This window comes from Arthrobacter sp. KNU-44, assembly GCF_051843155.1.
Taxonomy (GTDB): Bacteria; Actinomycetota; Actinomycetes; order Actinomycetales; family Micrococcaceae; genus Arthrobacter.
Genome location: NZ_JBPXNG010000002.1, coordinates 99,368 through 121,645 on the forward strand (window position 1 = coordinate 99,368; position 22,278 = coordinate 121,645).

Below are 22,278 nucleotides of genomic sequence, written 5' to 3' on the forward strand. Positions count from 1 at the left end.
GGCCTAGCGGTGCGAGGTGGTGACGGACTTGATCCGGGTGTAGTCCTCCAGCCCGAAGACGGAGAGGTCCTTGCCCGTGCCCGAGTGCTTGAAACCGCCATGCGGCGCCTCGGCCGGAATGACCTGGTGGCAGTTGATCCACACGGCGCCGAAGTCGAGCTCATTGGACACCCGTGTGACCACCCCGTGGTTGTTTGACCAAACGCTGGAGGCCAGGGCGTACTTCGTCCCGTTGGCGAGTTCCACGGCTTCGTCTTCGGTGGAGAACGGTTGGACCGTGACCACGGGGCCGAAGATCTCGTCGCATACCACCTCGTCAGTCTGGAAGACGCCGTCGATCACTGTCGGTTCGAAGTAGTACCCAGTGCCGGTCCGCTTGCCGCCGGACAGGACCGTGGCGTTGGCCGGAAGTCGGGTCATGAAGCCCTCCACCCGCTCCAGCTGCGCGGCGCTGTTCAGCGGCCCGAGGTCCGAACTGTCATCGCCCAGAGTCAGCGCGGCAGCCGCCGCACCGAGGGCCTCGGCGAACTCGGCGTGGATGTCCGCGTGAACCAGGACCCGGGTCACGGCGGTGCAGTCCTGGCCGGCGTTGAAGAAGGCGCTCAGGGCGAGTTCGCGGGCGGTCTGCTGGATGTCGACGTCGGCGAAAACGATCGCAGGCGCTTTGCCGCCGAGCTCCAGGTGGACGTCTTTCAGGGTCTTGGATGCGGCGGACATGACCTGGGCGCCCGCCCGGGTGGAACCCGTGATGGACACCATCTCGGGGATCTCGTGGTCCACCATCGCGGCACCGGCCTCGCGGCCTCCACAGACGATGTTCACGACGCCGGACGGGTACACCTGCTGGGCCAGCTCGCCCAGGATCACGGTGGACCACGGGGTGGTGTCCGCGGGCTTCAAAACCAGAGTGTTTCCCGCCGCCAAAGCCGGCCCGATCTTCCAGATGGCCATCATGAACGGGTAGTTCCACGGGGTAATCTGCGCGACCACACCCAGCGGTTCGCGGCGGATGGTGGACGTGAAGCCCTGCACGTATTCGGTGGACGCGGTACCGGACACGACGCGGCAGGCTCCGGCGAAGAAGCGCAATTGGTCGGCGCCGCGCAGGATCTCCAGTTCGCGGGTCACGCCACGCGGCTTGCCGGTGCATGCCACCTCGGCGTCCAGCAGCCGGTCCACGTTGGCTTCGATGAGGTCCGCGAGCTGCAGCAGCAGCGCCTGGCGCTTGCCCGGCGTCGTGCGCTTGTAGCTCTTGAAAGCGATTGCAGCGGCTTGGAAGGCGCGGTCGACGGCGGCCGCGTCACTGTCCGGGGCCCTGCCGATCTGGGTTCCCGTCCGGGGATCGAAGAACGGCAGGCTCGCGGGGACGTCCACCGCTTGGCCGTTGATGATGTTCTTGAGCGTGATCATGTGAGGCTCCAGTCAGTTGCTCTTGGGGGAACGGGTGGTGGGGTCCTGCGGGAGGTGCAGCAAGGCCGGGAGGCCGGAGTCGACGGCGCGGCGGAACGCTGCGGCGAAGTCTTCTGCCCTGTCCACGCGCTCGCCGTAGCCACCGTAGGAGCGGGCCAGCGCGGCAAAGTCGGGGTTGGTCATATGCGTACCGGACGGTCGGCCTGGGTAGTGCGCTTCCTGGTGCTCGCGGATGGTGGCGAAGATGCCGTTGTCCACCACCAGCACAATGAATTGTGCGCCGTGGCCCATGGCCGTGGCGATTTCCTGGCCGTTCATCATGAAGCAGCCATCGCCGGCCACCGAGATGACCTGGCGGCCGGGATATGCCAGCGAGGCCGCAACGGCTGCCGGGATTCCCATGCCCATGGCTCCGTTGCGCGGAGCGGCCAGGGAGTTGGCGCTGCTGTGCTTCAGGTAGCGGGCCGGCCACAAGGCGTGGTTGCCCGCGCCGAAGGTGAGGACGGCATCGTCGTCCATCTCTTGCTTGAGGATCTCCATCACGACGCCGAGGTCCACTGCAGTACCGCCGTCGGGCTGGGCCGAAGAGAACTTGAGGTAATTTGCCCGGGCATCCTGGAACCAGCCGGCGGCCGGCCGCACGGCAGATTCCGTGTCCGCGATGGCAAGTGAGAACGCCGAGACGTCTGCGCTGATGTGCTGGTCCACCCGGCCGAAGTGGCCGAGGAGGTCCGGATCCGGGTTGATCACGACGGTCCCGGCATTGTGGCCACGGGTGTAGCCGTCGGAGAGGACGTCCCCGCGGACGCAGCCAAGGAAAACGAGCAGGTCGGAGTCGTTCAGAAGCGCTGCGGTGGCGTCGCTGCGGCCGTATCCCAGGAAGCCTGCGTAGGACTCACTGCTGTGCGGGACGGCGTCGTAGGCGCGGAAATCGGCCACGACCGGCACGCTGTGGCGTGCCGCCCAGGCGGCCAGCGCGTCCCCGGATTCCTGCGTCCAACCCTCGCCACCCACCACGACGAGCGGCTTGGCGGCTCCGGCGAGCCGCGTTTCCAGCTCGGCCAAAGCCGCGGCGCTGGGTCCTGGGCGGGAGACCCGGCGCGGCTCCACGGTGCCTTCGGTGACGGCGTGCACCAGCACATCCTCCGGAAGCCCGATCACTACGGGACCCGGGCGTCCGCTGAGCGCCGTGAAGATGGCGTCGTCCACCACACGGGCGGCGGAAGCCGCGTCGTCGAGAGTTACGACTTTCTTCGCGGTGCTGCCGAACCAGGCGTTGATGTCGAACTCCTGGAAGGACTCCCGGCCTCGGTCCGCCACCGGGATGAGTCCCACGAACAGGATCAAGGGTGTCGCGTCCTGGTGGGCCGTATGGATGGCGATGAACGCGTTGGCGGCGCCGGGGCCGCGCGTCACCATGGCGACGCCGGGGAGTTCCGTGAGGCGGCCCTCGGCCAGTGCCATGAAGCCTGCGCCGCCTTCGTGGCGGGTCACGACGGTCTCGATCGACGAGTCGTGGAGTCCATCCAGGACGTCCAAGTAGCTCTCGCCGGGGACGCCGTAGACCCGTTTGACGCCAGCGCGCTCCAGCTGCTCGACGATGAGGTGGCCTGCTGTAGTGGTGCTCAATGCTTCATTCCTTCTTCTTTGATGCTCAGGCCGGGCAGGAAGATGCCGGACAGTGCGGTCAGTACGGAAACAATCAGGAGGATGATGGCGCCGGGCCAATATGAGTTGCCGTTGGCGGCCACCAGCGCTGTTGCGATCAGCGGCACGAAGCCGGAGATGACGCCTGCGGTGTTGGAGGTGATTGCGACGCCGGTGTACCGGACTTTGGTGGCGAACAGTGCCGTCAGTGCCGTGCCCGAGACGGCGTACGGGATGGACAGGACGGCGACGCCGATCATCATCCCGACGATGACCAGGACGGGGTTGCGGCTATCGATGGCCAGGAAAACAGGTACGGCTATGAGGGCCGAGGCCACGCCGCCCCACAGGATGACCTTGCTGGCACCGAACTTTTCGCCCATCCTGCCGGCCCAGATCAGGGCCCCGATTTCGAGTGCGGCGGCGAGGAGAGTGCCCAGAAGGAGCAGCTCGGACGGCAGTTTGAGGACCTTGGTGCCATAGAAGACGACGAAGCTGGTGATGAGGTAGAAGCCGCCGATGCCGAGCAGCGCCGAGCACATGCCCACCAGGATTTGGCGCCAGCTGTTCTTCAGCACGCCGCGGATGGGGGCATGCTCGGTCTCGCCGGATTCCATGAGGGCTTCGAATTCGGGCGACTCGCTGAGCCTGCTGCGGATCCACAGGGAGATGGCCAGGAGCGGGATAGCCGCGACGAACGGGATGCGCCAGCCCCAGGCGTCGAAGTTGCTCTGACCAACGAGGAAGAGCATGCCGAAGAAACCTCCGGAGGACAGGATGGTGCCGATCGGGGAGCCGATCTGGGGCAGCGCCGCGTAGCGTGCGCGCTTGGCGATCGGGGCGTTTTCGACGGCGATGATCACCGCGCCACTCCATTCGCCTCCGACGGCGAGGCCCTGGACGATCCGCAGGGCCACCAGAAGGATGGGCGCGGCCAGGCCGATGGTCATGTAGTTCGGCAGCAAGCCGATCAGGCCTGTGACGACGCCGATTCCGACGATGGTGACCATGAGGATTTTCTTGCGGCCCACTTTGTCGCCGAGGGCGCCGAAGATGAACCCGCCGATGGGACGGGCTACGAACCCGACGGCGAGTGTGGCGAAGGAACCCATCGCTGCCACGAACGGATCCTGCGAGACGAAAAATTGGGCGTTGAACACCAGGGCGGCCGCCGTGGTGAAGAGGAAGAAGTCGTACCACTCCAAGGCAGTGCCTACGAGGGCGGCGAGGGCGACCTTCCTGGTAACCCTCTCATCGACTGCGCGGAGCGTCCCGGCGCTCAGATCGGTGGTTGCGCTGCCTGCGCTGTTGGCCATGATTACTCCAAAAAGATGCGAACGGTGCCGTGAAGCTTGGGGAACTACCGGCTGTGATTGGCCTCACTCGGCAGTGACTACTCCCATAGTGCCAGTAGATCCGCCCAAAAAGACTAGCTCTGCGTCACGGAAAATCGGGCATAGGATGTGTGAATGCACAATGGAGAGAACGCCGGCGACGCCGCACGCTGGGGAGAGCTGGTGGAGGGGCTGCACGGGCGGCTTGAGGAACTCGTCGAGCTCTTCGTGACGCGTGTCCAGGAGATCCCCGAATATGCCGACAACAGGGTGGACCTGCCGGAGTTGCGGAGCACGGCGCGTGAAACTTTCCGGCGTCTCATAGACGGACTGCGGGACGAGAGGTTCCGCCATTCAAACTCTCGTGCCAGCCAGGATTCGCTGGCACGTTTCTCTTCGGAACTTGGCGCCAAACGTGCGCGCGCCGGCATTTCGCCCGAGGCCCTGATTTCAGCGGTGCGCCTCGATTTCAGCATTCTTTGGGCAGATTTGCTGAAGATCTCCGACGCCGAAGATGCCGTACTCCTGACGTCCCATGTAGACCAGGTGTGGCGGGTGGTGGATGAGTTTGCCACCCAGACCCACTCGAGCTATTCGAGCGAACGGGTCCGCATGGCCCAGGAGGAATCAAACATCCGCCGGGAGTTCATCGCCCGGTTGTTCAGCAAGTCCGAGCTATCGGCAGACACCATCAGCCAGGCCGCGGCAGCCCTGGTCACGGACCCGGAAGCAAGGTTCTCGATCGTCGCGGCGAGCGGCGAGGCCGCCTCCAAGCTTCGGACCATCGCCGCCCAAGGGGGTTGGCTCCAACCGTCCCAACGGCTCTACGTCCACGAATTCGGCGGCAGCACCTACGTGTTCTGGGCGTTGCCACGGATTCACGGCGCAGGGTCAACCGGCGCAGCCCGGGCGCATAGCGGAGGGTCCAGCAGCACTCCCCGGCAAGACGAAGGACCCGCCTACATTCCCGCGGCCATCACGGGAATACCTTGCGGTTACGTGGAAGGATTTTCCGGCCTTCGCGCCTTGCCCTCCGCAGCACGGACGGCCGAGCGGCTTGCTTTGCTGCTCCATCCAGCAGACCGAGGTCCACTGACCGCCGCAGCGGCGTGGGCCCGGCTCGCCAAGCAGCAACTCCAGGATGCGGGCCTCGATCTCTGGGCCGACCTTGAGTCCGCCCTCTCGGAATGCCGCGACGGCGAGCGCGAGCGGCTGACCGAGACGGTGCGCCATTTCCTTCATACGGGCAACATCACCACCACGGCGCAGGAACTGTTTTGCCACCGAAACACCATTCTCAACCGGCTCAACCGTTTCCAGGAGCTCACGGGAATCGATCTGGCCGTGCCGGCGCAAGCGGCCCGGCTGGTGGTGGCCTGGGCCTGAGGCTTGGACTTGAGGCCTGCGGCTGTGGCCTGTGGCCTCCACGAAGGAAAGCGCCCGTTGTGTGAACAAACATTTTCTGTCGTTTTTTGCTGGAAATTCAGCCATTGCAGTGTGGTAGGCAACACAGGATAGTTATCTGCATCCTCACCCGGGCACTCGCCCCCACACTCATCTGGAGCTTCTCATGGCCCAAACGGTAGATACCGCCTCCGTGTCCGCAGCCAGGCTTGACCTGGCCAAGATGCGCAAAATCGCCCTCGCCAGCGTCATCGGCACCACAGTCGAGTGGTACGACCTGTTCGTGTTCGGAACAGCGTCCGCCTTGGTCTTCAACAAAATCTTCTTCCCCAGCTTCGACCCGATCGTCGGCACCATGCTGGCCTTCGGCACCTTCGCCTCGGCCTACATTGCCCGCATGGTAGGCGCCATCATCTTCGGCCACTTCGGTGACCGGCTCGGCCGCAAATCCATGCTCCTGATCTCCCTCCTCACCATGGGGGCGGCAACCTTCGCCATCGGCTTGCTGCCTGACTACAACACCATCGGCATCATGGCCCCGCTGTTGCTGCTTCTGCTGCGCGTCATCCAAGGCCTGGCGTTGGGCGGCGAATGGGGCGGCGCGGTACTCATGACCGTTGAGCATGCGCCTTCCGCCCGCCGCGGCTTCTACGGTTCCCTCGTTCAGGTAGGCGTTCCCGCAGGCACCTTGATCGCCAACGTCGCGTTCCTGATCGTCGCTTCCACCATCAGCTCGGACGCACTGCTCAGCTGGGGTTGGCGCATCCCGTTCCTGGCCTCCTGCCTGCTGGTGGCTGTCGGCATCTACATCCGCCTCCACATCGAGGAAACCCCGTCATTCCAGGCCGTCAAGACCGCCGGCGCCAAGGCGAAAATGCCCTTTGCCGCCCTCATGGCCAAGTACTGGAAGCAGGTTGTCCTCGGCGGCATCGCCACCCTCTCTACCGGGAGCACCTTCACCCTGCTGGTTGCCTCCGGCGTTTCCTACGGCAAGAAAGACCTAGGCCACTCGGAGAGCCTCATGCTCTGGGTTGTCCTGGCTTCCTGCGCACTGTGCTTTGTCCTCATCCCCTTCTTCGGGAAGCTCTCGGACAGGTACGGCCGCAAGCCGATCATCTACGCCGGAGTAGCCGCTGAGGCGCTCTTCGCCTTCCCGATGTTCTGGCTCATGGACACCAAGTCCGTACCCCTGTTGTTCGTCGCCTACCTCGGAATGATGACCGCCTTCGCAGCCAACTACGGTCCCATCGCCACGTTCCTGGCCGAACTCTTCGGTTCCAAGGTCCGCTACTCGGGATTGTCCGTGGCCTACATGCTCTCCGGTCTTCTCGGCAGCGCCGCTACCCCGTTCATCACCACCTGGCTCCTGGGCCTGACTCACCAGAGCTCCTCTATTGCCTGGTACATAACAGCTGCGGCCTTGATCTCCTTGGCGGCGCTGTTCGTCCTGACGGAGACCCGCCACGGCAATATCGACGCCGTCGACGTCGCCCCCGTGGATGCAGCGGATGCGGCCGCGAAATGAGCGATTCCTTCCTAACGAGCCCGGAACCCACCCTGACGAACCCGGCCGCCATCACGCGGCTCGCCGAGATCCCCGGCCAGGCGGCCGCCGTCGGGCCCTTCTCCCACGCGGTCATCGCCAACGGTTTCGTGTTCACCTCCGGCCAAATCCCGGCCATCACCGGTTTGGACGACCAACCGGAGACCTTCGAAGGACAAGTCCGGCGGACCATCGAAAACCTGCGTACGGTACTGGAAGCAGCCGGTTCCAGCCTGGCGCACGTGGTCAAGGTCAACACGTACTTGACCAGCCAGGACCAGCTCGAGGAGTACAACCGCGTCTACACGGAGTACTTCGGCTCCGCGAAGCCCGCGCGCACTTCCGTCTGTGTGAGCCTCTGGGGAGTATCCCTTGAGATTGAATGCGTGGCGGTGCTCGCATGAGCCAGGCATCTACGGCGGAGCTTCGGTCCCCGGCAGGCCTGTTGGCCCGACTTGCGGAGGTCAGCTACCCCACTATCGGACACTTCCTGGAAGACGGATTTGTTGATCCGGCCATCCAGTCGCTGCTCGACGGCGTAAAGGTGGCTGGCCCTGCGGTGACAGTCCGAATCGTTGACAACGATGCGATCGCCATGAACCGTGCACTCCTGGAGCTGTACCCCGGAGCAGTGCTCGTGATCGACATGGATGGTGACCACCGTCACGCCCCCGTCGGTGCAGTGACGGCAGCAGCTGCCAAGGCCCGTGGCGCGGCCGGCATAGTTGTAGACGGCCGCGCCACGGATCTGTTGGAGTTGCGGAGCACCGGCCTGCCGGTCTTCGCCCGCGGCACCTCGTGCCTCACCACCAAGCGGCTGCACGGTAAGGAATCATCGGTCAACGTTCCCGTGTTGTTCGGCGGAGTCGAGGTTCATCCCGGAGACTGGGTGCTGGGTGACGATAATGGCGTGATCGTGCTGACCCAGGAGGAGGCGACAGCGGTCTTGGAGCGGGCACTGGCCTCGGACGCGGCCGAGCCGGAACTGCTGGCACGAATCGCCGCGGGTGAACCACTCGAAACCCTTCTCGTGCACTGACGCAGGTGGCCACCACACGCTGACAGCGACGCGCCGCTGTCAGCACGCTCGACTTGTCCAGACACGAAGGCTCAAAGCCACACAGGAGTGTGTGGCTTTGAGCCGTCTCGACGCCGCGGCCTTCGTGATGCCAGCACGGAATATCGGCTCCGGAACCTGTGCCCCTATCCCCCAATGGCAAGCAGCGCCAACGCACTGTCCCGTGGTTTTTGAAGGTCAAGGCCGGTGTAACTTTCAAATGCCGCCAGCCTGTTCACCACGGTGTTCCGGTGGCAGGCGAGCCTGTCTGCCGTGGCTACAAGGCTGCCGAGCTCCAGGAATGCTCGCACCGCTTCCAGGAGGCGTTCCCGCTCGGGGTCGCTACATCGACTAAGCGCCGAAAAGACCAGGGTTTCAGGGTTACAGCCCACTTGCGAGAGTCGGTGTGCTGTGATGGACAGCCAACGGTCCCGGAGCGTGAAGATTCCCTTGCTGCCCATGGGCAGGTCTTTCATGATTTCCCGGGCGGCGCTGACTGCTGTGCGCACTCCCGCTATCCCGTTGGCGTGCGGTGCCACTGCGACGGCGACATCGTCGAACAGCGCGGCCTCCTGATAACTCAGCTTTTCGTTGGAGTCCACCGTTCGGGGCCGTATGACAAGAGTGTGGTGCCCTTGGTCATAGGTCAGCACAGGAAAGTCCCGCGGCGGACGCGCCCGGACCCGCCTCCTGATCAGCAGGCCATCGTTCCGGTCGATGGCCGCTACAAGAAGCATCGCGTGAGGGTTGATGCGAAGGGCACCGGCTATGCGTGACAGCTCAGTTGGGGACGGCTCGGCCGGCGCCAACAGTTGGGTCAGATACTGCTGTTGAAGATCGGCATCGGCGCCCTCAATTTCCTCCAACTCCCTCAAATACCGCTCTTGGACGCTGGACGCGAAGCGGTCGACAGTCGCCCACACGACTTCCGCCTTCCTTACCAACAACGCAGGGTCTGCGCGCAGTTCCGGTGCGGACAAAGCATCCCAGAGCACCGAGAAATCGAGGCGAATCGCCCGGACCAGGCTGTCCAGCGGAACGCCCTGACGTGCCCTCCGGGCGCCAAGCTCGGAGGCAAAGACCGAAAGCGCGCCGATATCCTCGGCACGCCCGCCGAGAGCCGAGAGCATGGCAGAGAAGGAGCTGGAACTGCTGCGACGCAGGTCCTCAAGCGTGAGGCCGGAATCCGCGTAGGCGGGATCGGGAAGAATCCGGGTCAGGAAATTCTCGACGAGGCCAGGAAGCTGCCTGCCCACGGCATCAACCAAAGTCAGCCACTGCTCATCGTCCGTCATGTCGCCCCTCCCGCAGCATCTCCATACATCCTCGCGGAACCGGACGCCACGGCCCATGTACGTTCGTACATATTTTGCATGCTTTTGCGTTCGCCCCTGTCATGGGCAATCATCCATCGCCTTGGGACGATCGAAATCAGCTGCTCTTGTGGCAGCCCAACACTTTCACCGGCCAGGAGTTTCCATGACCACCATTGATCCAGTCGAGGAGCGGACAACGGCTGTCCGCCCCGACGAGCAATCCGGCTACAAGAAGGGCCTTTCCAACCGCCAGATCCAAATGATCGGCATCGGCGGCGCAATCGGCACGGGACTCTTCCTCGGCGCCGGCGGACGCCTGGCTTCAGCCGGGCCCGTACTCCCCGTTGCCTACGCGATCTGCGGAGTGTTCGCCTTCTTCATCCTCCGCGCTCTCGGCGAGCTGGTCCTGCACCGCCCGTCATCAGGCTCCTTCGTCTCGTACGCCCGGGAGTTCTATGGCGAAAAGGCAGCGTACATCTCCGGGTGGGTGTACTCACTGTCGTGGGCGCTCACCGCGATCGTGGACATTACCGCCGTCGCCGTTTACCTGAACTACTGGACCGCCTTCAGCAGTGTCCCGCAATGGATCCTCGCGCTGGCGGCCCTGCTCGTGGTCACCGGCGTCAACCTCATTTCCGTGAAGCTGTTCGGTGAACTGGAATTCTGGTTCGCCATCATCAAGGTTGGCGCGCTAGTGACGTTCCTCCTGGTGGGCGGCATCTTCCTCGCCGGCAATTTCCCGGTCGCCGGGCACCAACCCGGGCTCTCCCTGATCACCGACCACGGCGGCCTGCTGCCCAACGGGCTCCTGCCCGCAGTCATCATTGTGCAGGGCATTGTGTTCGCTTACGCCGGAATCGACATGATCGGCGTAGCCGCCGGCGAAACCAAGGACCCTCGGAAGATCATGCCCAAAGCGGTCAACGCGGTCATCTTCCGGATCGCCATTTTTTATGTGGGCTCTACTGCCCTGCTGGCGATGCTGCTTCCGTATAGCTCGTATAAGGCCGGCGAATCCCCGTTCGTAACCTTCTTCGCCAGTATCGGCGTGCCCGGTGCCGGCGACGTGATGAACTTCGTGGTCCTCACCGCCGCGCTATCCAGCCTCAACGCCGGGCTCTACTCCACCGGGCGGATCTACCGCTCCATGGCCCAGACCGGGACGGCCCCCCAATTCATGAAACGGATGAGCCGCGGCGGGGTGCCGTACGGCGGAATTCTCTTCACCGCTGCCTTCACTCTGCTCGGCGTGGGGCTCAACGCCGTTGTTCCAAAGATGGCGTTCGAAATCACCATCAACGCCACCGCGCTGGCCATCCTCTGCACTTGGGCAACCATCATTTTGTGCCAACTGAAACTGTACAAACTGTCCAAAGCGGGACTGATGCCGCGGCCAGCCTTCCGGCTCATCGGTGCGCCTTGGACCTCCTACCTGACCTTGGCGTTCCTCGGAGCGGTGCTGGTCCTGATGCTGTTTGATTTCCCGATCGGCACGTACACGCTCGCTTCCCTGGCAATCATCATCCCGGCCCTCATGGCCGGGTGGTACTCCGTGCGAAAGCGCGTCAACGAACTTGCCAGGACCCGTCCGCCGACCAACGCCATCCCGGTAGCGCAGGCCACAGCCCAGCAATCACCGGCCCAGTCTTCCACCACGCGGTTCAACAACGAGGAGCACACACCATGACCACCGCAGCTACGCGTCCCGCCAACGCCCTGACCCGAAAACCTGCCGACATCAGCCGGGCAGCGACCGATGACGCTGCGTCCTTCCTCCGCGACTTCCGCAGCCTCTCGACCATCGGCGAAACACCCGGCCACGGCGTGGACCGCCAAGCCGGCACCGCGGCGGACGCACAGGCACGTGCCTGGTTCACCTCCCTCGCCTCCCAGTACGGGTTCCGCACGGAAACGGACCAAGTTGGAAACCTCTTCGCGCTGATCGAATGGAACCCCGGCGCACCCTACGTCCTCGTGGGCTCGCACCTGGACAGCCAGCCGAGCGCCGGGAAGTACGACGGCGCGTACGGCGTTGCCGCGGCCCTTCACGCCGCCCGCAGGCTGGCGGACCGGGCAGCCTCGAAATCGTCCGACGGCGGCACCGCGTCAGCGGTTCCCAAGTACAACCTTGCCGTCGTTGACTGGTTCAACGAGGAAGGCTGCCGCTTCGCCCCGTCCATGATGGGAAGTTCCGTCTACACAGGAAAGCTCCCCGCCGACGTCGCGCTGTCCGTTACGGACACCGCGGGTACCAGCGTGCGCGAAGCCCTTACCGAAATCGGGCACCTAGGAAGCGGCGATGGCGCCGCTGCCGCCGCCTATGCGGAGATCCACATTGAACAGGGCCGGTCGATGGAGGACTCCGGCACCACGATCGGCCTGGTCCATGCCTGCTGGGCCGCTGCGAAATACACCGTTACCGTCCACGGCGAGCAGGCACACACGGGTTCAACCGTCATCGCCGACCGCAAGGACGCCCTGCTGGGAGCGTCGCGCCTAGTGGTTTTGCTTCGGGAAATCGCGGACCACTTCAGCGGTGCCGTGCTGCACACCTCCGTGGGTCAGTTGACGGTGTATCCGAACTCGCCCGTTGTGGTGCCGTCCCGGGTGGACCTCGTGATGGACTTGCGCACCGCCGATGAGGGCGTCCTGGCCGCTGCCAAGGCCTTGCTCCGCGCCGGTATCGCCGCCATCGAGACAGAGGCCAACGTCAGCATTGAGGTCGAGGAGTCCCACGCCTGGGGCATCAACCCCTACCAACCCGCGGGTGTGGCCTTAGCCGCCGAATGCGCAGCCGAACTGGGCCTCAGCAACCGCCGAGTGTTCACGCTCGCCGGGCACGACTCAATCAACATGAAGGATGTCGTCCCTACGGTCATGCTGTTCGTCCCCAGCGTGGACGGCATCTCACACAATGAGCGCGAATACACGAACGACGACGACGCCTGCGCCGGCGTGGACATGCTGACCCGCGTAGTTGAGAGGCTGTGCAACGGAGACCTCGACGATGCCGCGTCACCCGAACCCGGCTCCCGGCTGGAGGGCAACAAGTGACCGGCCGGATCAAGGTGGCCGTCCTGCAGGACACCGGGCTGGTCAACTCACCGCAGCAAAACCTGAACAGGCTTGCTGCCCGAGCGCAGGAAGCAAAGTCACTGGGCGCGGACCTTCTGGTAACCCCCGAACTGTTCATCAGCGGTTACGCTCCCGGCCTAGTGAACAGCACCGACGGGACAGTCCAGCGGCGGCAGATCGCCGACATCGCCTTATCCGCAGGCCTGGCGATCGTGGGTTCCACAGTCGAACACGACCGGGAGCGGCGCTACATCTCGGCGTCCTTCTTTGATCGCGACGGTGCCGAACTGACCCGCTACCGCAAGCAGCACCTCTTCGGGGCAGTCGAGAAGGAAGCGTTCGACGCCGGGGAGGCACCCCCCGCCGTCGTCGGCTTCGACGGAGTCAACGTTGCCCTCGGAATCTGCTTCGACATCGAGTTTCCCGAGTTCGCGCGTGCCGCGGCCGTCGCGGGAGCGGAACTGCTCTGCATTCCGACGGCGGTCCCCTTGCGTGAAGGCGGCCAGTCCGACGCACACCCGTTCGACACCCGGCTGATTCCGGCGATGGTGGTCCCCACCCGAGCCCTCGAAAGCCAACTGTTCATTGCGTACGCCAACCACACCGGCCCACACTTCGCCGGCCTGAGCACCATCGCCGATCCGTACGGGCGGCACCTTGCGGCCGCCGGTGACCATGCCGCGCTCATCGTCGCAGAGGTTGCCCTCTCCAGCCTTCGCCAGGCCCGGCTGGACACCGATTACCTCTCCCCGTTCATCAACAGCGCAGCCAGCGCCCACCCCCAATAAGGACCCACGTGACCATCGCAGCCACCAACACGCCGACTGCAAAACTGAGCATGCTCATTCCAGATTTCCCGTTCCCCTACGACGACTACATCACCCATGAAGCGGGAATCGGTTCCGTCCCGGCCGACATGTACGGCACCGAAGTGGCCGTTGTGGGCGCCGGGCTGTCAGGACTCGTCGCAGCCTACGAACTCATGAAAATGGGACTCAGGCCGGTTGTGTACGAGTCCTCAAGGATCGGAGGACGCCTCCGCGGAGGCACCCAGCCGGGCAAGCCCGGACCGGTGGCGGACCTGGGCGGAATGCGGTTCCCCAAGAGCGGCACCTCGTTCTTCCACTACGCGGATCTTGTTGGCATCGAAACGCAACCGTTCCCCAACCCACTGACGCCTGCCGCCGGAAGCACGGTGATCGAACTTGGCGGCACGGCCCACTATGCCGAGACCCCCGACGATCTTCCTGAGTTCTTCCGGGACGTGTCCAACGCCTGGGACGACTGCCTGGAGGAACGCGCCCACTTCAGCGCCATGCAGGAAGCCATCCGGACGAAGGACCTCGCCACCATCAAGAGGCTCTGGAACGAACTGGTTCCGCGCTTCGACGACATCTCCTTCTCCGGTTACCTGGCCACGTCAAAGGCGTTCTCGTCCCTCCCGTTCGAATACCGGGAGGCCTTCGGCCAGGTCGGGTTCGGAACGGGCGGCTGGGACACCAACTTCCCGGACAGCATCCTGGAGATCCTCCGCGTCGTGTACGTGGATGCCGACGCGGACCAGCACCGGATCATCGGCGGGGCGCAGCTCCTGCCGGAACGTCTCTGGAACCATGCCCCCTCCGACCTGGCGCACTGGCCAGAAGGCACAAGCCTCGCGTCCCTTCACGGCGGGCACCCGCGGCCCGGCGTCTCGTCCATCCGGCGCCTTCCTGGCAGTGGGGGCGCCGCTGCAGCGGTCGAGGGACCCATCGCCGTCACGGACAAGTGGGGACAGTCGCGGGAGTATCCGGCGGTCATTGCGACGTGCCAGAGCTGGCTGCTCTCTGCGCGCATCGATGTCGACGAGTCGCTCTTCAGCCACAAGCTCTGGACGGCGATCGAGCGTAGCCACTACATGCAGTCCTCCAAGACGTTCGTAGTGGTCGATAGGCCGTTCTGGAAGGACATCGACCCACAGACCGGCCGCCAACTCATGAGTACCACGCTCACAGACCGGCTCACGCGCGGCACCTACCTGCTGGATAACGGCCCGGACCAGCCCGCCCTGATCTGCTTGTCCTACACCTGGAACGACGACGCCCTGAAGTGGTTGCCGCTGGATGCCGACGAGCGAGTCCGGCTTATGCTGCACTCCTTGAAGCAGATCTATCCCACCGTGGACATCGCCTCGCACATCATCGGGGATCCAATCACGGTCTCCTGGGAAGACGACCCCAACTTCATGGGTGCCTTCAGTGACAACCTCCCAGGGCATTACCGCTACCAGGAGCGGCTCTACACGCACTTCATGCAGGAAGGAATGGACCCGGCCCGCCGCGGCATCTATCTGGCCGGCGACGGCATCTCCTGGACCGGCGGCTGGGCCGACGGAGCCGTGACTACGGGCCTCAATGCCGTGTGGGGCGTCATGACGCAGCTGGGCGGCAAGACCAAGCCAGAGAACCCGGGCCCGGGCGACCGCTTCGACGAACTCAAACCCATTCGGCTTCCCTGACCTCCCCGGGGCAGGCTGTTCATCGGCCAGACTCACGTACCGGCCGTATGGGGCCCGTCTTAAAGGGCTCCATACCGCCGTGCCCATGCCAATGGGTAGCACCGGATGAACGGCCCGCTCTGGGCGGTTATTCGGCGCGGGGCCTTGACGCTGCCAGGCGGCTCGAATCGGGCAATGTTGCCACGAAAACGTCCGTCGCGCTGATGTCCGCCAGTGCCTTGCGCCGGGTGTCGTCGAGGTATCCGACGTGGTTTTGGAATGCCGCGCGGGCGGCTTCCGGGTCCTGGTCTGCGATTGCCTGGTAGATGACCGTGTGTTGCGCCCATACGGCTTCGCGGTCCAATAGATCGACGAACACGGTGTTGGTGGCCGGCCGCATGAGATGCACCGACATCATGGCGAGTTCGAGAATCTGGTTCTTTGCGGCCCTGGTGATCGCTGTGTGGAACTCAATGTCTAGCTGGAGCCATTCAGCGAGATCGAGATCGGGGTTCGACGCGAGGTGTATCGGTTGGTGGATGGCCTCGAGGTCGTCCTCGGTGCGCCGCCGTGCGGCCAGGTCAACGCACTGCATTTCCAGCACCCAGCGGGCCTCGTCGACGTCGTGCAGGGAGACGTTGCCGGCCCGGTACCACAAGCGGATCGCGTCACTGAGCTGTTCGGCGACGGTCTCAGCATCGGGCACCGCAACATAGGTCCCTCCCCGGCTTCCGCGGGAAGAGACGACGAGTCCTGTTGCCGCCAGGATTTTCAGGGCCTCCCTTGCGGTGGCGCGCGCAACATCGAATGATTCCGCCAGCTCCAACTCAGAGGGCAGCCGCTCCCCCGGCAGCCATTGGCCGACGCTGATCGCCCTTCGCAGCTGGCGGGCAATTTGCCCGGACGCGTCCTTGCGGCCGAGCTGAACCGGCACGAACTCTTCTGGCATCGCTTAACGCACCTTGCCTTCACATCGGTGGAAACCCCTTTACAAGGAAAGGATACTCCTTGCATAATGTCCAAAGTTAGACATTGACTTGTCCCCCCAACGATCGTTGCGGGAGCCACCCGATCCACCCCTTGGAGAAACCGATGAGTTTGAAGATCAGCACAGCGTTGGGGATCGCTGCACTCGTGTCCGCTATTTCCCTCAGCGCCTGCACCGCACCTCCCAAGACCGCAACGGATACCCCCGCCACGGCCGCAGCATCGGGATCCGCGGCCAGCATCGAAGCCATGAGCAACACCCTTAAGTTCGTCGATGCCGGGACCAAGGCGCCAGCCGGGAAGAAGGTGGCCTACCTGGCAGAGTGCGCCGCCGCCAACGCCTATTGCCAGACCCGGCTGAAAGGGGCGCAGGAGACAGCCGCCAAATTGGGTGTCCAATTGACCGTCTTCGACGCGAACTTCGACCCGGCCGCCCAGTTGCAGCAAGTCCAGGACGCCGTACAGCGGGGATTCGACGGATACGTCTTCTCGCCCGTGGCCGATGCCCCCGGATGCTCGGACTTCCACCTGCTCCAGGCCAGCGGCAAGCCCGTCAGCACCATCAACAGCCCCATGTGCGGCAACCCCGACTACACACCGGCGACTGCCGGATTCGTCGGTATGCAGACCACCCAGTTCTTCACGGAGCACGTCGAAAACGCGTTCAAGTCCTGCACCTCTTCCTGCAATGCGGTCGCCGTCGGAGGCTTCGTCGGATCGGACCTCTTCACCCGATGGGAGACGGCCATCAAGACAGCGGCCGCGAAATATCCGAACGTCAAAGTCGTCTCCGACCAGCCGGGGAACTTCGACCCCGCCAAGGCTCTCTCGGTGGTCCAGGACGCTACCAGTGCGAACGGCAAAATCGACCTCGTAATTTCCTCCTGGGATGACATGACCCGCGGCGTGGAGCAGGCCGTTCAGGACGCCGGGAAGATCCCCGGGAAAGACGTGCGCATCTACAGCGTTGGAGGCACCACGGCAGGCGTGGCCAAAGTAACCGCCGGGGCCTGGACGTCGACATCAGTGCTGCTCCCCTACGAGGAATCCTCCTACGGTGTCGCCCAGCTGGTTCGTGCCCTTTCCAGCGGCGAAAACACCCCAGGCTTCGCTTATCTGGCCCAGGCACCCGCCGTCACGCAGGGACCCGGCTCGATCTTCATCACCGCAGCCAACGCCAGCAAGTTCCACCCGGAGTACTGACATGCGGACCCACGCTCCATCCACCGCCGCCGACGCGCTCGTCGTCCGTGGCATGAACAAGCACTACGGGGATATCCAGGTCCTGAGGAACGTCTCCCTCACCGTCAGGGCAGGTGAAATCCACGCCCTTGTCGGGGAAAACGGGGCAGGAAAGTCGACGCTGATCAAAACCGTGGCCGGCGCCGTCCAGCAGGACAGCGGAACGGTCAGCATCTGGGGCCAGGAGCTCGACGGCGGCCAGCCCGGCAAGGCTGCAGCCGCGGGTCTCGCGGTGATCTACCAGGAGCTGACCATCGTCCCGGAAATGACAGCACTGGCCAACGTGTTGCTCGGCAGGCCACCGCGAAGGTTTGGTTTCATCGACCGCCCGGCCGCCCTTGCCAAATACCGGGAGGCCGCCGCAGCGGCCGGCACCTCCATACCCGCAGCCACCCGTGCCGGAGACCTGTCCACGGCCAACCAGCAGATGCTCGAAATCATGCGGGCCCTGGCCAGCCACCGTCGCCTGATCGTCATGGATGAGCCCACCGCCTCGCTCGGCCCGGAAGACAGCCGTTCCCTCCACAAAGCCATCAAGGAACTGACCTCCGCCGGATGCTCGGTTGTCTACATATCCCACAACCTCGACGACGTCCTGGACATCGCCGACACGGTCACCGTGCTACGCGAGGGCGCCGTGATCGACAGCAGAGCAACAGCCGACTGGGATAAACCTTCCCTGATCGTCGCGATGCTCGGCGGCACCCCTGCCGAGGTCCAACCCACCGCCCCGGGACACACCAAGCGCAGGATCGCCCTGAGCGTCCGCGGGCTCACGGCCCCCGGTGTCGATCTGCCGGCACTGGACATCCGCGAAGGGGAGATCATCGGCCTGGCCGGACTCGTCGGCTCAGGACGCACCAGGTTGCTGCGGACCCTGGCCGGCGCGAACCGCCACACAACCGGAACCCTCACGCTCGACGGAAAGCAGGTGCCATGGCCCCGTTCCCCCCGGGACGGAATCCGGCGCGGGATCGCCCTGGCCCCGGAGGACCGAAAAGAACAGGGCCTGGTCCTGGACCGCAGCGCCGCGTGGAACGTTGCCCTGGGCCAATTCACCAAAGCATCGGGCCGCCGTCCCTTCCGGAACGGCGCCCTGGCAGGCTGGGCAAGTGTCGGCGCTGTCCGGATGGGGTTCAACCCGGACCGGCTGAACGGCCCGGCGGGAACCCTCTCGGGCGGAAACCAGCAGAAACTCGTCCTGGCCCGATGGCTGGACCGCGGCCTGAGCTGCCTGCTCCTGGACGAACCGACACGAGGCATCGACATCGGCGCCAAGGCCCAGATCTTCGACACGGTCCGCAAGCTCGCCGACGAAGGGCTGTGCGTCATCTGGTGCAGCAGTGACCTGGACGAGGTCACCCGGTACAGCGACAGGATCATCGTCTTGGCCTCCGGCCGGGCCGTCGCCGAACTACCGGCGGGCTCCACCGTCCAGGACATCCTCACCCATACCTACACCGCGCCCATGCCAGGAAGCATCGGGCCCACAACAACAGATATGGCAGCATCATGAGCACGACAACACTTCAAACGAACAGGATGTCTCCGCCCGCGCAGACGCCCCGGATAGGTCCAACCCTGCGCCGTTTCGGCGTTCTGGCGGCCTTGCTGGTCCTGGTGGCGCTCATCAGCATCGCCCAACCGGGCTTCCTCGCCGGGGGGAACCTGATGAATATCGTCAGCCAGTGGGCTCCCGTGGCCATCATGGGAATCGGCATGACCTACGTGGTCATCACGGGCGGATTCGACCTCTCCGTAGGGGCCATCTACTCCCTTACTGCCGTCATCGCGGCGACCGTCGGCCGGACGGAAGCCCCGATCGTGGCCTTCGTCGCAGCAGCCGGAGCCGGCATCGCGGCAGGAGCCATCAACGGCTGGATCGTTACCGGGCTGAAGGTCAACCCGTTTATCGCTACCCTGGGAAGTTCCCTGATCATCTCCGGCACCACCCTGGTCATCACGGGAAACCGGGCCGTCGTGGTGAGCTTCGCCCCGTTCCAGGAACTCGGCAGCGGACGGCTCGCAGGGATCCCCTACTCGGGTATCCTCCTGCTCGTCCTGCTTCTGCTGGCAGGCTGCATCCTGGCCTTCACCCCGTACGGGCAATCCGTCTACGCGGTCGGAGGGAACCAGGAAGCAAGCCGTCTGGCGGGCATCCGAACGCGCGGCGTCGTGGCCAGCACCTACACGCTCTCGGGGCTGTGCGCCGGCATCGCCGGTGTCGTCACGGCCTCGCAACTGGGTTCGGCACAACCGAACCTCAACCCGAACCTGGTCTTCGATGTCCTGACTGTTGTCATCGTCGGCGGCACGTCCTTGACTGGAGGGAAAGGCGCCATCTGGCGGACCGCCGTCGGGGTGGGAATCCTGGCCACCCTCCAGAACGGCTTCAACCTCCTGGACATCGATTCGTACTACCAGAACATCATCAAGGGCGTCATCATCATCGCCGCCCTGACCAGGCTCCCGCGAATCCGGCCAGCATTCAGACTGCGCCGCCCCAACTCCTCCGACTAACCACCAGAACCCACGAAGGAATCACCATGACCATCACAACCGTCGAAGAACTGACCATCACCCAGGTCCACGATGCGCTCCTCGCAGGAACCTTCACTGTGCGCGACCTAGTCGAGGCGTACCTGGAACGCATCCGCACCCTCGACGCCGGAGGGCCGGCACTGAACTCCATCGTCACCATCTCCTACACCGCACTCGAGGAAGCCGATGCGCAGGACGCCTACCTCGCCGCGAACGGCAAGCTCTCCGGCCCGTTGCACGGGGTTCCGGTGGTGGTCAAAGACCAGATCGAAACCGCCGGAATTCCCACAAGCTTCGGCAGCGCCGCAACCGGCGCCTACACAGCCGCCCAGGACGCGACCGCAATCGCCCAGCTGCGCAGAGCCGGCGCGATCATCCTGGCCAAGACCACCATGCCGGACTTCGCCACCTCATGGTTCTCCACTTCCTCGCGCAGCGGAATCACCCGCAACCCCTACGATCTGGCCCGCGACCCGGGTGGGTCCAGCAGCGGCTCCGCAGCCGCCGTCGCCGCCAACCTCGCCCTCGTGGGCATCGGCGAAGACACCGGCGGTTCCATACGACTGCCGTCCTCCTTCTGCAACGTCGTCGGACTCCGCGTCACCCCGGGCCTGATCAGCCGGACCGGGATGTCCTCCCTCGTCGTCCCGCAAGACACGGCCGGACCCATCACCCGCACCGTCACGGATGCCGCCGTCGTCTTGGATGCCCTCGTCGGCTACGACCCGAAAGACCCCTACACCGTGGCGAATGCTATTGCCCGGCACTCCGGCACCTACGCTGAAGCCGTGACCAAGGACGGGCTCGCCGACAAACGCATCGGTGTCCTCCGCCAGGCCTTCGGCCCGGAATCCGACGCCGAATCGGCAGAAGTCAACGACGTCATCCGCAAGGCACTGGCCAATGTGGAAGCGGCTGGCGCCCAGCTGGTCGATGTGGAGGTACCGAACCTGAACGACTACGTCGCCGACACCTCCGTGTACTTCTCACGGTCCCGGCAGGACATGAATGCCTTCATCGCCAAACGGCCCGAACTCGGCATCGGCTCGATCGAACAGCTGCACGCCGAGGGCAAATTCCACGAGAAGCTGGACCTCTTCGTCGGGATTGCCACCGGCCCGGCAACGGCGAAAGACGACCCCAGTTACCCGGACCGGGTCGCGCTCCAGGGCGACTTCCAGCGGCTGGTGGCAGGAATCATGGCCGAACAAAAGCTCGACGCCATCTGCTTTCCCGACGTCAAACTCGCAGCCCCGAGCCACGAAGACATCTTCGCCGACCGCTGGACCTGCCTGACCTACCCGACCAACACCGTCATCGCATCCCAGCTATTGTTCCCCGCCATCACCGTTCCCGCCGGATTCACCAGCGGCGGAATGCCCGTCGGACTGGAAATCATGGCCCTGCCCTACTCCGAACCGCAACTGCTCGGACTGGCACACGGGGTCGAGAAGGCCACCGCCGCACGCATGGCACCGAGCCTGTCCCAGGTGACAGCGTGAAAGGCAAGACCTTGATTCCCCAGCTCACACTCAACTCGGACATGGGCGAGTCCTACGGAATCCACTCCTTCGGAAACGACGAAGCCCTCCTGCCCCTCGTCGACTCCATCAACGTCGCTTGCGGCATGCACGCCGGAGACCCCGGCACCATGAACCGCATCGTCACCCAGGCCGCCTCCGCCGGTGTCCGCATCGGCGCCCACCCGGGCCTCCCGGACCCCGTCGGCTTCGGCCGGCGAGAAATGGCTTTGCGGAAAGACGAAGTCCGCGACCTGGTCCGCTACCAGGTTGGTGCCCTGTGGGGATTCCTCGACTCCGCAGGCGTACCCCTGAACCACATCAAGCCGCACGGAGCCTTGTTCGCCATGCTCTCCAGAAGCGAGGAGCTCATGGACGCCCTCTGCGATGTCGCTGAGCAATTCAAAGTGCCGGTCTACGGGCTCCCGGGAACCTGCCACGAAACAACGGCGGCACGCCGAGGAATCCCCTTCATCGGCGAACTGTATGTTGACCTTGACTACAACGCCGACGGCACCGTGATCGTCAACCGCTCAAGCCACGCATCCGGGATAACTCAAGCAGTTCAACGCACCCACAGATACCTAGAGGAAGGAACGATAGCTTCGGTGACGGGCGAAACCGTCACCGTCAGGGCTGACACCATCTGCATCCACTCCGACCAGGAAAACTCCGTCGAACTAGCAACCGCAGTCCGGGACGTTCTCAACAGCTGATCCGCGCCCA

Annotated in this window: 19 protein-coding genes; 13 read left to right on the plus strand and 6 right to left on the minus strand. The window is 64.5% G+C overall.

Annotated features, from left to right (window positions below; all coding sequences use genetic code 11):
- Window positions 1–3 precede the first annotated feature (3 nt).
- From ACSVHC_RS01335 to ACSVHC_RS01345, 3 genes are read right to left on the minus strand one after another with little or no spacing between them, the layout of a single operon-like run.
- Window positions 4–1,410 carry a gamma-aminobutyraldehyde dehydrogenase gene (locus tag ACSVHC_RS01335; RefSeq protein WP_439180455.1) on the minus strand — a complete coding sequence of 469 codons (1,407 nt, stop codon included), beginning with the start codon at window positions 1,408–1,410 and terminating at the stop codon, window positions 4–6.
- A gap of 12 nt (window positions 1,411–1,422) precedes the next feature.
- Window positions 1,423–3,039, minus strand: coding sequence for a thiamine pyrophosphate-dependent enzyme (locus tag ACSVHC_RS01340; RefSeq protein ID WP_439180457.1), 1,617 nt, complete (start codon window positions 3,037–3,039; stop codon window positions 1,423–1,425).
- Window positions 3,036–4,373 (minus strand): MFS transporter, encoded by a 1,338-nt coding sequence (locus ACSVHC_RS01345; RefSeq protein WP_439180459.1) that lies wholly within the window; start codon window positions 4,371–4,373, stop codon window positions 3,036–3,038. Before ACSVHC_RS01345 ends, ACSVHC_RS01340 begins: the two co-directional genes overlap by 4 nt.
- 153 nt (window positions 4,374–4,526) lie before the next feature.
- On the opposite strand from ACSVHC_RS01345, the gene ACSVHC_RS01350 reads away from it, so the two are divergent.
- From ACSVHC_RS01350 to ACSVHC_RS01365, 4 genes are all read left to right on the plus strand, one after another.
- Window positions 4,527–5,777, plus strand: coding sequence for a PucR family transcriptional regulator (locus ACSVHC_RS01350; protein WP_439180461.1), 1,251 nt, complete (start codon window positions 4,527–4,529; stop codon window positions 5,775–5,777).
- Between the two features lie 184 nt (window positions 5,778–5,961).
- Window positions 5,962–7,320 carry an MFS transporter gene (locus tag ACSVHC_RS01355; protein ID WP_439180462.1) on the plus strand — a complete coding sequence of 453 codons (1,359 nt, stop codon included), beginning with the start codon at window positions 5,962–5,964 and terminating at the stop codon, window positions 7,318–7,320.
- Complete coding sequence (locus tag ACSVHC_RS01360; RefSeq protein ID WP_439180464.1) at window positions 7,317–7,742, plus strand: RidA family protein; 426 nt, start codon at window positions 7,317–7,319, stop codon at window positions 7,740–7,742. Before ACSVHC_RS01355 ends, ACSVHC_RS01360 begins: the two co-directional genes overlap by 4 nt.
- Window positions 7,739–8,377, plus strand: a complete 639-nt coding sequence (locus ACSVHC_RS01365; RefSeq protein WP_439180465.1) for an RraA family protein — start codon at window positions 7,739–7,741, stop codon at window positions 8,375–8,377. The genes ACSVHC_RS01360 and ACSVHC_RS01365 overlap by 4 nt, the downstream gene beginning before the upstream one ends.
- Window positions 8,378–8,541: 164 nt before the next feature.
- Here the strand turns inward: ACSVHC_RS01365 and ACSVHC_RS01370 are convergent, their stop codons facing one another.
- Complete coding sequence (locus tag ACSVHC_RS01370; protein WP_439180467.1) at window positions 8,542–9,690, minus strand: helix-turn-helix domain-containing protein; 1,149 nt, start codon at window positions 9,688–9,690, stop codon at window positions 8,542–8,544.
- A 184-nt stretch (window positions 9,691–9,874) separates the two neighbouring features.
- Here ACSVHC_RS01370 and ACSVHC_RS01375 point away from each other — a divergent pair, with 184 nt between their 5' ends.
- The 4 genes from ACSVHC_RS01375 to ACSVHC_RS01390 are packed head-to-tail and all read left to right on the plus strand — an operon-like array spanning window position 9,875 to window position 15,283.
- Window positions 9,875–11,398: an amino acid permease gene (locus tag ACSVHC_RS01375; protein WP_439180468.1), complete on the plus strand. Its 1,524-nt coding sequence runs from the start codon at window positions 9,875–9,877 to the stop codon at window positions 11,396–11,398.
- A complete protein-coding gene (locus tag ACSVHC_RS01380) occupies window positions 11,395–12,765 on the plus strand; it encodes a M20 family metallo-hydrolase (protein WP_439180469.1) in 1,371 nt (456 codons plus the stop codon). Before ACSVHC_RS01375 ends, ACSVHC_RS01380 begins: the two co-directional genes overlap by 4 nt.
- Window positions 12,762–13,574, plus strand: coding sequence for a nitrilase-related carbon-nitrogen hydrolase (locus ACSVHC_RS01385; RefSeq protein ID WP_439180471.1), 813 nt, complete (start codon window positions 12,762–12,764; stop codon window positions 13,572–13,574). Before ACSVHC_RS01380 ends, ACSVHC_RS01385 begins: the two co-directional genes overlap by 4 nt.
- A 50-nt stretch (window positions 13,575–13,624) precedes the next feature.
- A complete protein-coding gene (locus ACSVHC_RS01390) occupies window positions 13,625–15,283 on the plus strand; it encodes a flavin monoamine oxidase family protein (protein ID WP_439181368.1) in 1,659 nt (552 codons plus the stop codon).
- Window positions 15,284–15,410: 127 nt separating this feature from the next.
- Here ACSVHC_RS01390 and ACSVHC_RS01395 read toward each other — a convergent pair whose 3' ends face one another.
- Together ACSVHC_RS01395 and ACSVHC_RS01400 are read right to left on the minus strand one after the other, a co-directional pair.
- Window positions 15,411–16,211, minus strand: coding sequence for a FadR/GntR family transcriptional regulator (locus ACSVHC_RS01395; RefSeq protein WP_439180473.1), 801 nt, complete (start codon window positions 16,209–16,211; stop codon window positions 15,411–15,413).
- Window positions 16,212–16,287: 76 nt separating this feature from the next.
- Complete coding sequence (locus ACSVHC_RS01400) at window positions 16,288–16,500, minus strand: hypothetical protein (protein WP_439180474.1); 213 nt, start codon at window positions 16,498–16,500, stop codon at window positions 16,288–16,290.
- On the opposite strand from ACSVHC_RS01400, the gene ACSVHC_RS01405 reads away from it, so the two are divergent.
- The 5 genes from ACSVHC_RS01405 to ACSVHC_RS01425 are packed head-to-tail and all read left to right on the plus strand — an operon-like array spanning window position 16,499 to window position 22,268.
- Window positions 16,499–17,452: a sugar ABC transporter substrate-binding protein gene (locus tag ACSVHC_RS01405; protein WP_439180475.1), complete on the plus strand. Its 954-nt coding sequence runs from the start codon at window positions 16,499–16,501 to the stop codon at window positions 17,450–17,452. The genes ACSVHC_RS01400 and ACSVHC_RS01405 overlap by 2 nt on opposite strands.
- A 1-nt stretch (window position 17,453) precedes the next feature.
- On the plus strand, window positions 17,454–19,007 hold the full coding sequence (locus tag ACSVHC_RS01410; RefSeq protein ID WP_439180476.1) for a sugar ABC transporter ATP-binding protein: 1,554 nt from the start codon (window positions 17,454–17,456) through the stop codon (window positions 19,005–19,007).
- The gene (locus tag ACSVHC_RS01415; RefSeq protein WP_439180477.1) at window positions 19,004–20,011 is read left to right on the plus strand and encodes an ABC transporter permease; all 1,008 of its coding nucleotides are present in this window, start codon (window positions 19,004–19,006) and stop codon (window positions 20,009–20,011) included. Before ACSVHC_RS01410 ends, ACSVHC_RS01415 begins: the two co-directional genes overlap by 4 nt.
- Before the next feature lie 26 nt (window positions 20,012–20,037).
- The gene (locus ACSVHC_RS01420) at window positions 20,038–21,534 is read left to right on the plus strand and encodes an amidase (RefSeq protein ID WP_439180479.1); all 1,497 of its coding nucleotides are present in this window, start codon (window positions 20,038–20,040) and stop codon (window positions 21,532–21,534) included.
- On the plus strand, window positions 21,531–22,268 hold the full coding sequence (locus ACSVHC_RS01425) for a 5-oxoprolinase subunit PxpA (protein WP_439180480.1): 738 nt from the start codon (window positions 21,531–21,533) through the stop codon (window positions 22,266–22,268). The genes ACSVHC_RS01420 and ACSVHC_RS01425 overlap by 4 nt, the downstream gene beginning before the upstream one ends.
- Window positions 22,269–22,278 lie beyond the last annotated feature (10 nt).

Excerpts from the sequence above, each read along its gene's own strand:
- ACSVHC_RS01335 (WP_439180455.1), bottom strand. The coding sequence starts at position 1,410 with ATGATCACGCTCAAGAACATCATCAACGGCCAAGCGGTGGACGTCCCC.
- ACSVHC_RS01345 (WP_439180459.1), bottom strand. The coding sequence starts at position 4,373 with ATGGCCAACAGCGCAGGCAGCGCAACCACCGATCTGAGCGCCGGGACG.
- ACSVHC_RS01350 (WP_439180461.1), top strand. The coding sequence starts at position 4,527 with ATGCACAATGGAGAGAACGCCGGCGACGCCGCACGCTGGGGAGAGCTG.
- ACSVHC_RS01355 (WP_439180462.1), top strand. The coding sequence starts at position 5,962 with ATGGCCCAAACGGTAGATACCGCCTCCGTGTCCGCAGCCAGGCTTGAC.
- ACSVHC_RS01360 (WP_439180464.1), top strand. The coding sequence starts at position 7,317 with ATGAGCGATTCCTTCCTAACGAGCCCGGAACCCACCCTGACGAACCCG.
- ACSVHC_RS01365 (WP_439180465.1), top strand. The coding sequence starts at position 7,739 with ATGAGCCAGGCATCTACGGCGGAGCTTCGGTCCCCGGCAGGCCTGTTG.
- ACSVHC_RS01370 (WP_439180467.1), bottom strand. The coding sequence starts at position 9,690 with ATGACGGACGATGAGCAGTGGCTGACTTTGGTTGATGCCGTGGGCAGG.
- ACSVHC_RS01375 (WP_439180468.1), top strand. The coding sequence starts at position 9,875 with ATGACCACCATTGATCCAGTCGAGGAGCGGACAACGGCTGTCCGCCCC.
- ACSVHC_RS01380 (WP_439180469.1), top strand. The coding sequence starts at position 11,395 with ATGACCACCGCAGCTACGCGTCCCGCCAACGCCCTGACCCGAAAACCT.
- ACSVHC_RS01390 (WP_439181368.1), top strand. The coding sequence starts at position 13,625 with ATGCTCATTCCAGATTTCCCGTTCCCCTACGACGACTACATCACCCAT.
- ACSVHC_RS01395 (WP_439180473.1), bottom strand. The coding sequence starts at position 16,211 with ATGCCAGAAGAGTTCGTGCCGGTTCAGCTCGGCCGCAAGGACGCGTCC.
- ACSVHC_RS01405 (WP_439180475.1), top strand. The coding sequence starts at position 16,499 with ATGAGCAACACCCTTAAGTTCGTCGATGCCGGGACCAAGGCGCCAGCC.
- ACSVHC_RS01400 (WP_439180474.1), bottom strand. The coding sequence starts at position 16,500 with ATGGCTTCGATGCTGGCCGCGGATCCCGATGCTGCGGCCGTGGCGGGG.
- ACSVHC_RS01410 (WP_439180476.1), top strand. The coding sequence starts at position 17,454 with ATGCGGACCCACGCTCCATCCACCGCCGCCGACGCGCTCGTCGTCCGT.
- ACSVHC_RS01415 (WP_439180477.1), top strand. The coding sequence starts at position 19,004 with ATGAGCACGACAACACTTCAAACGAACAGGATGTCTCCGCCCGCGCAG.
- ACSVHC_RS01420 (WP_439180479.1), top strand. The coding sequence starts at position 20,038 with ATGACCATCACAACCGTCGAAGAACTGACCATCACCCAGGTCCACGAT.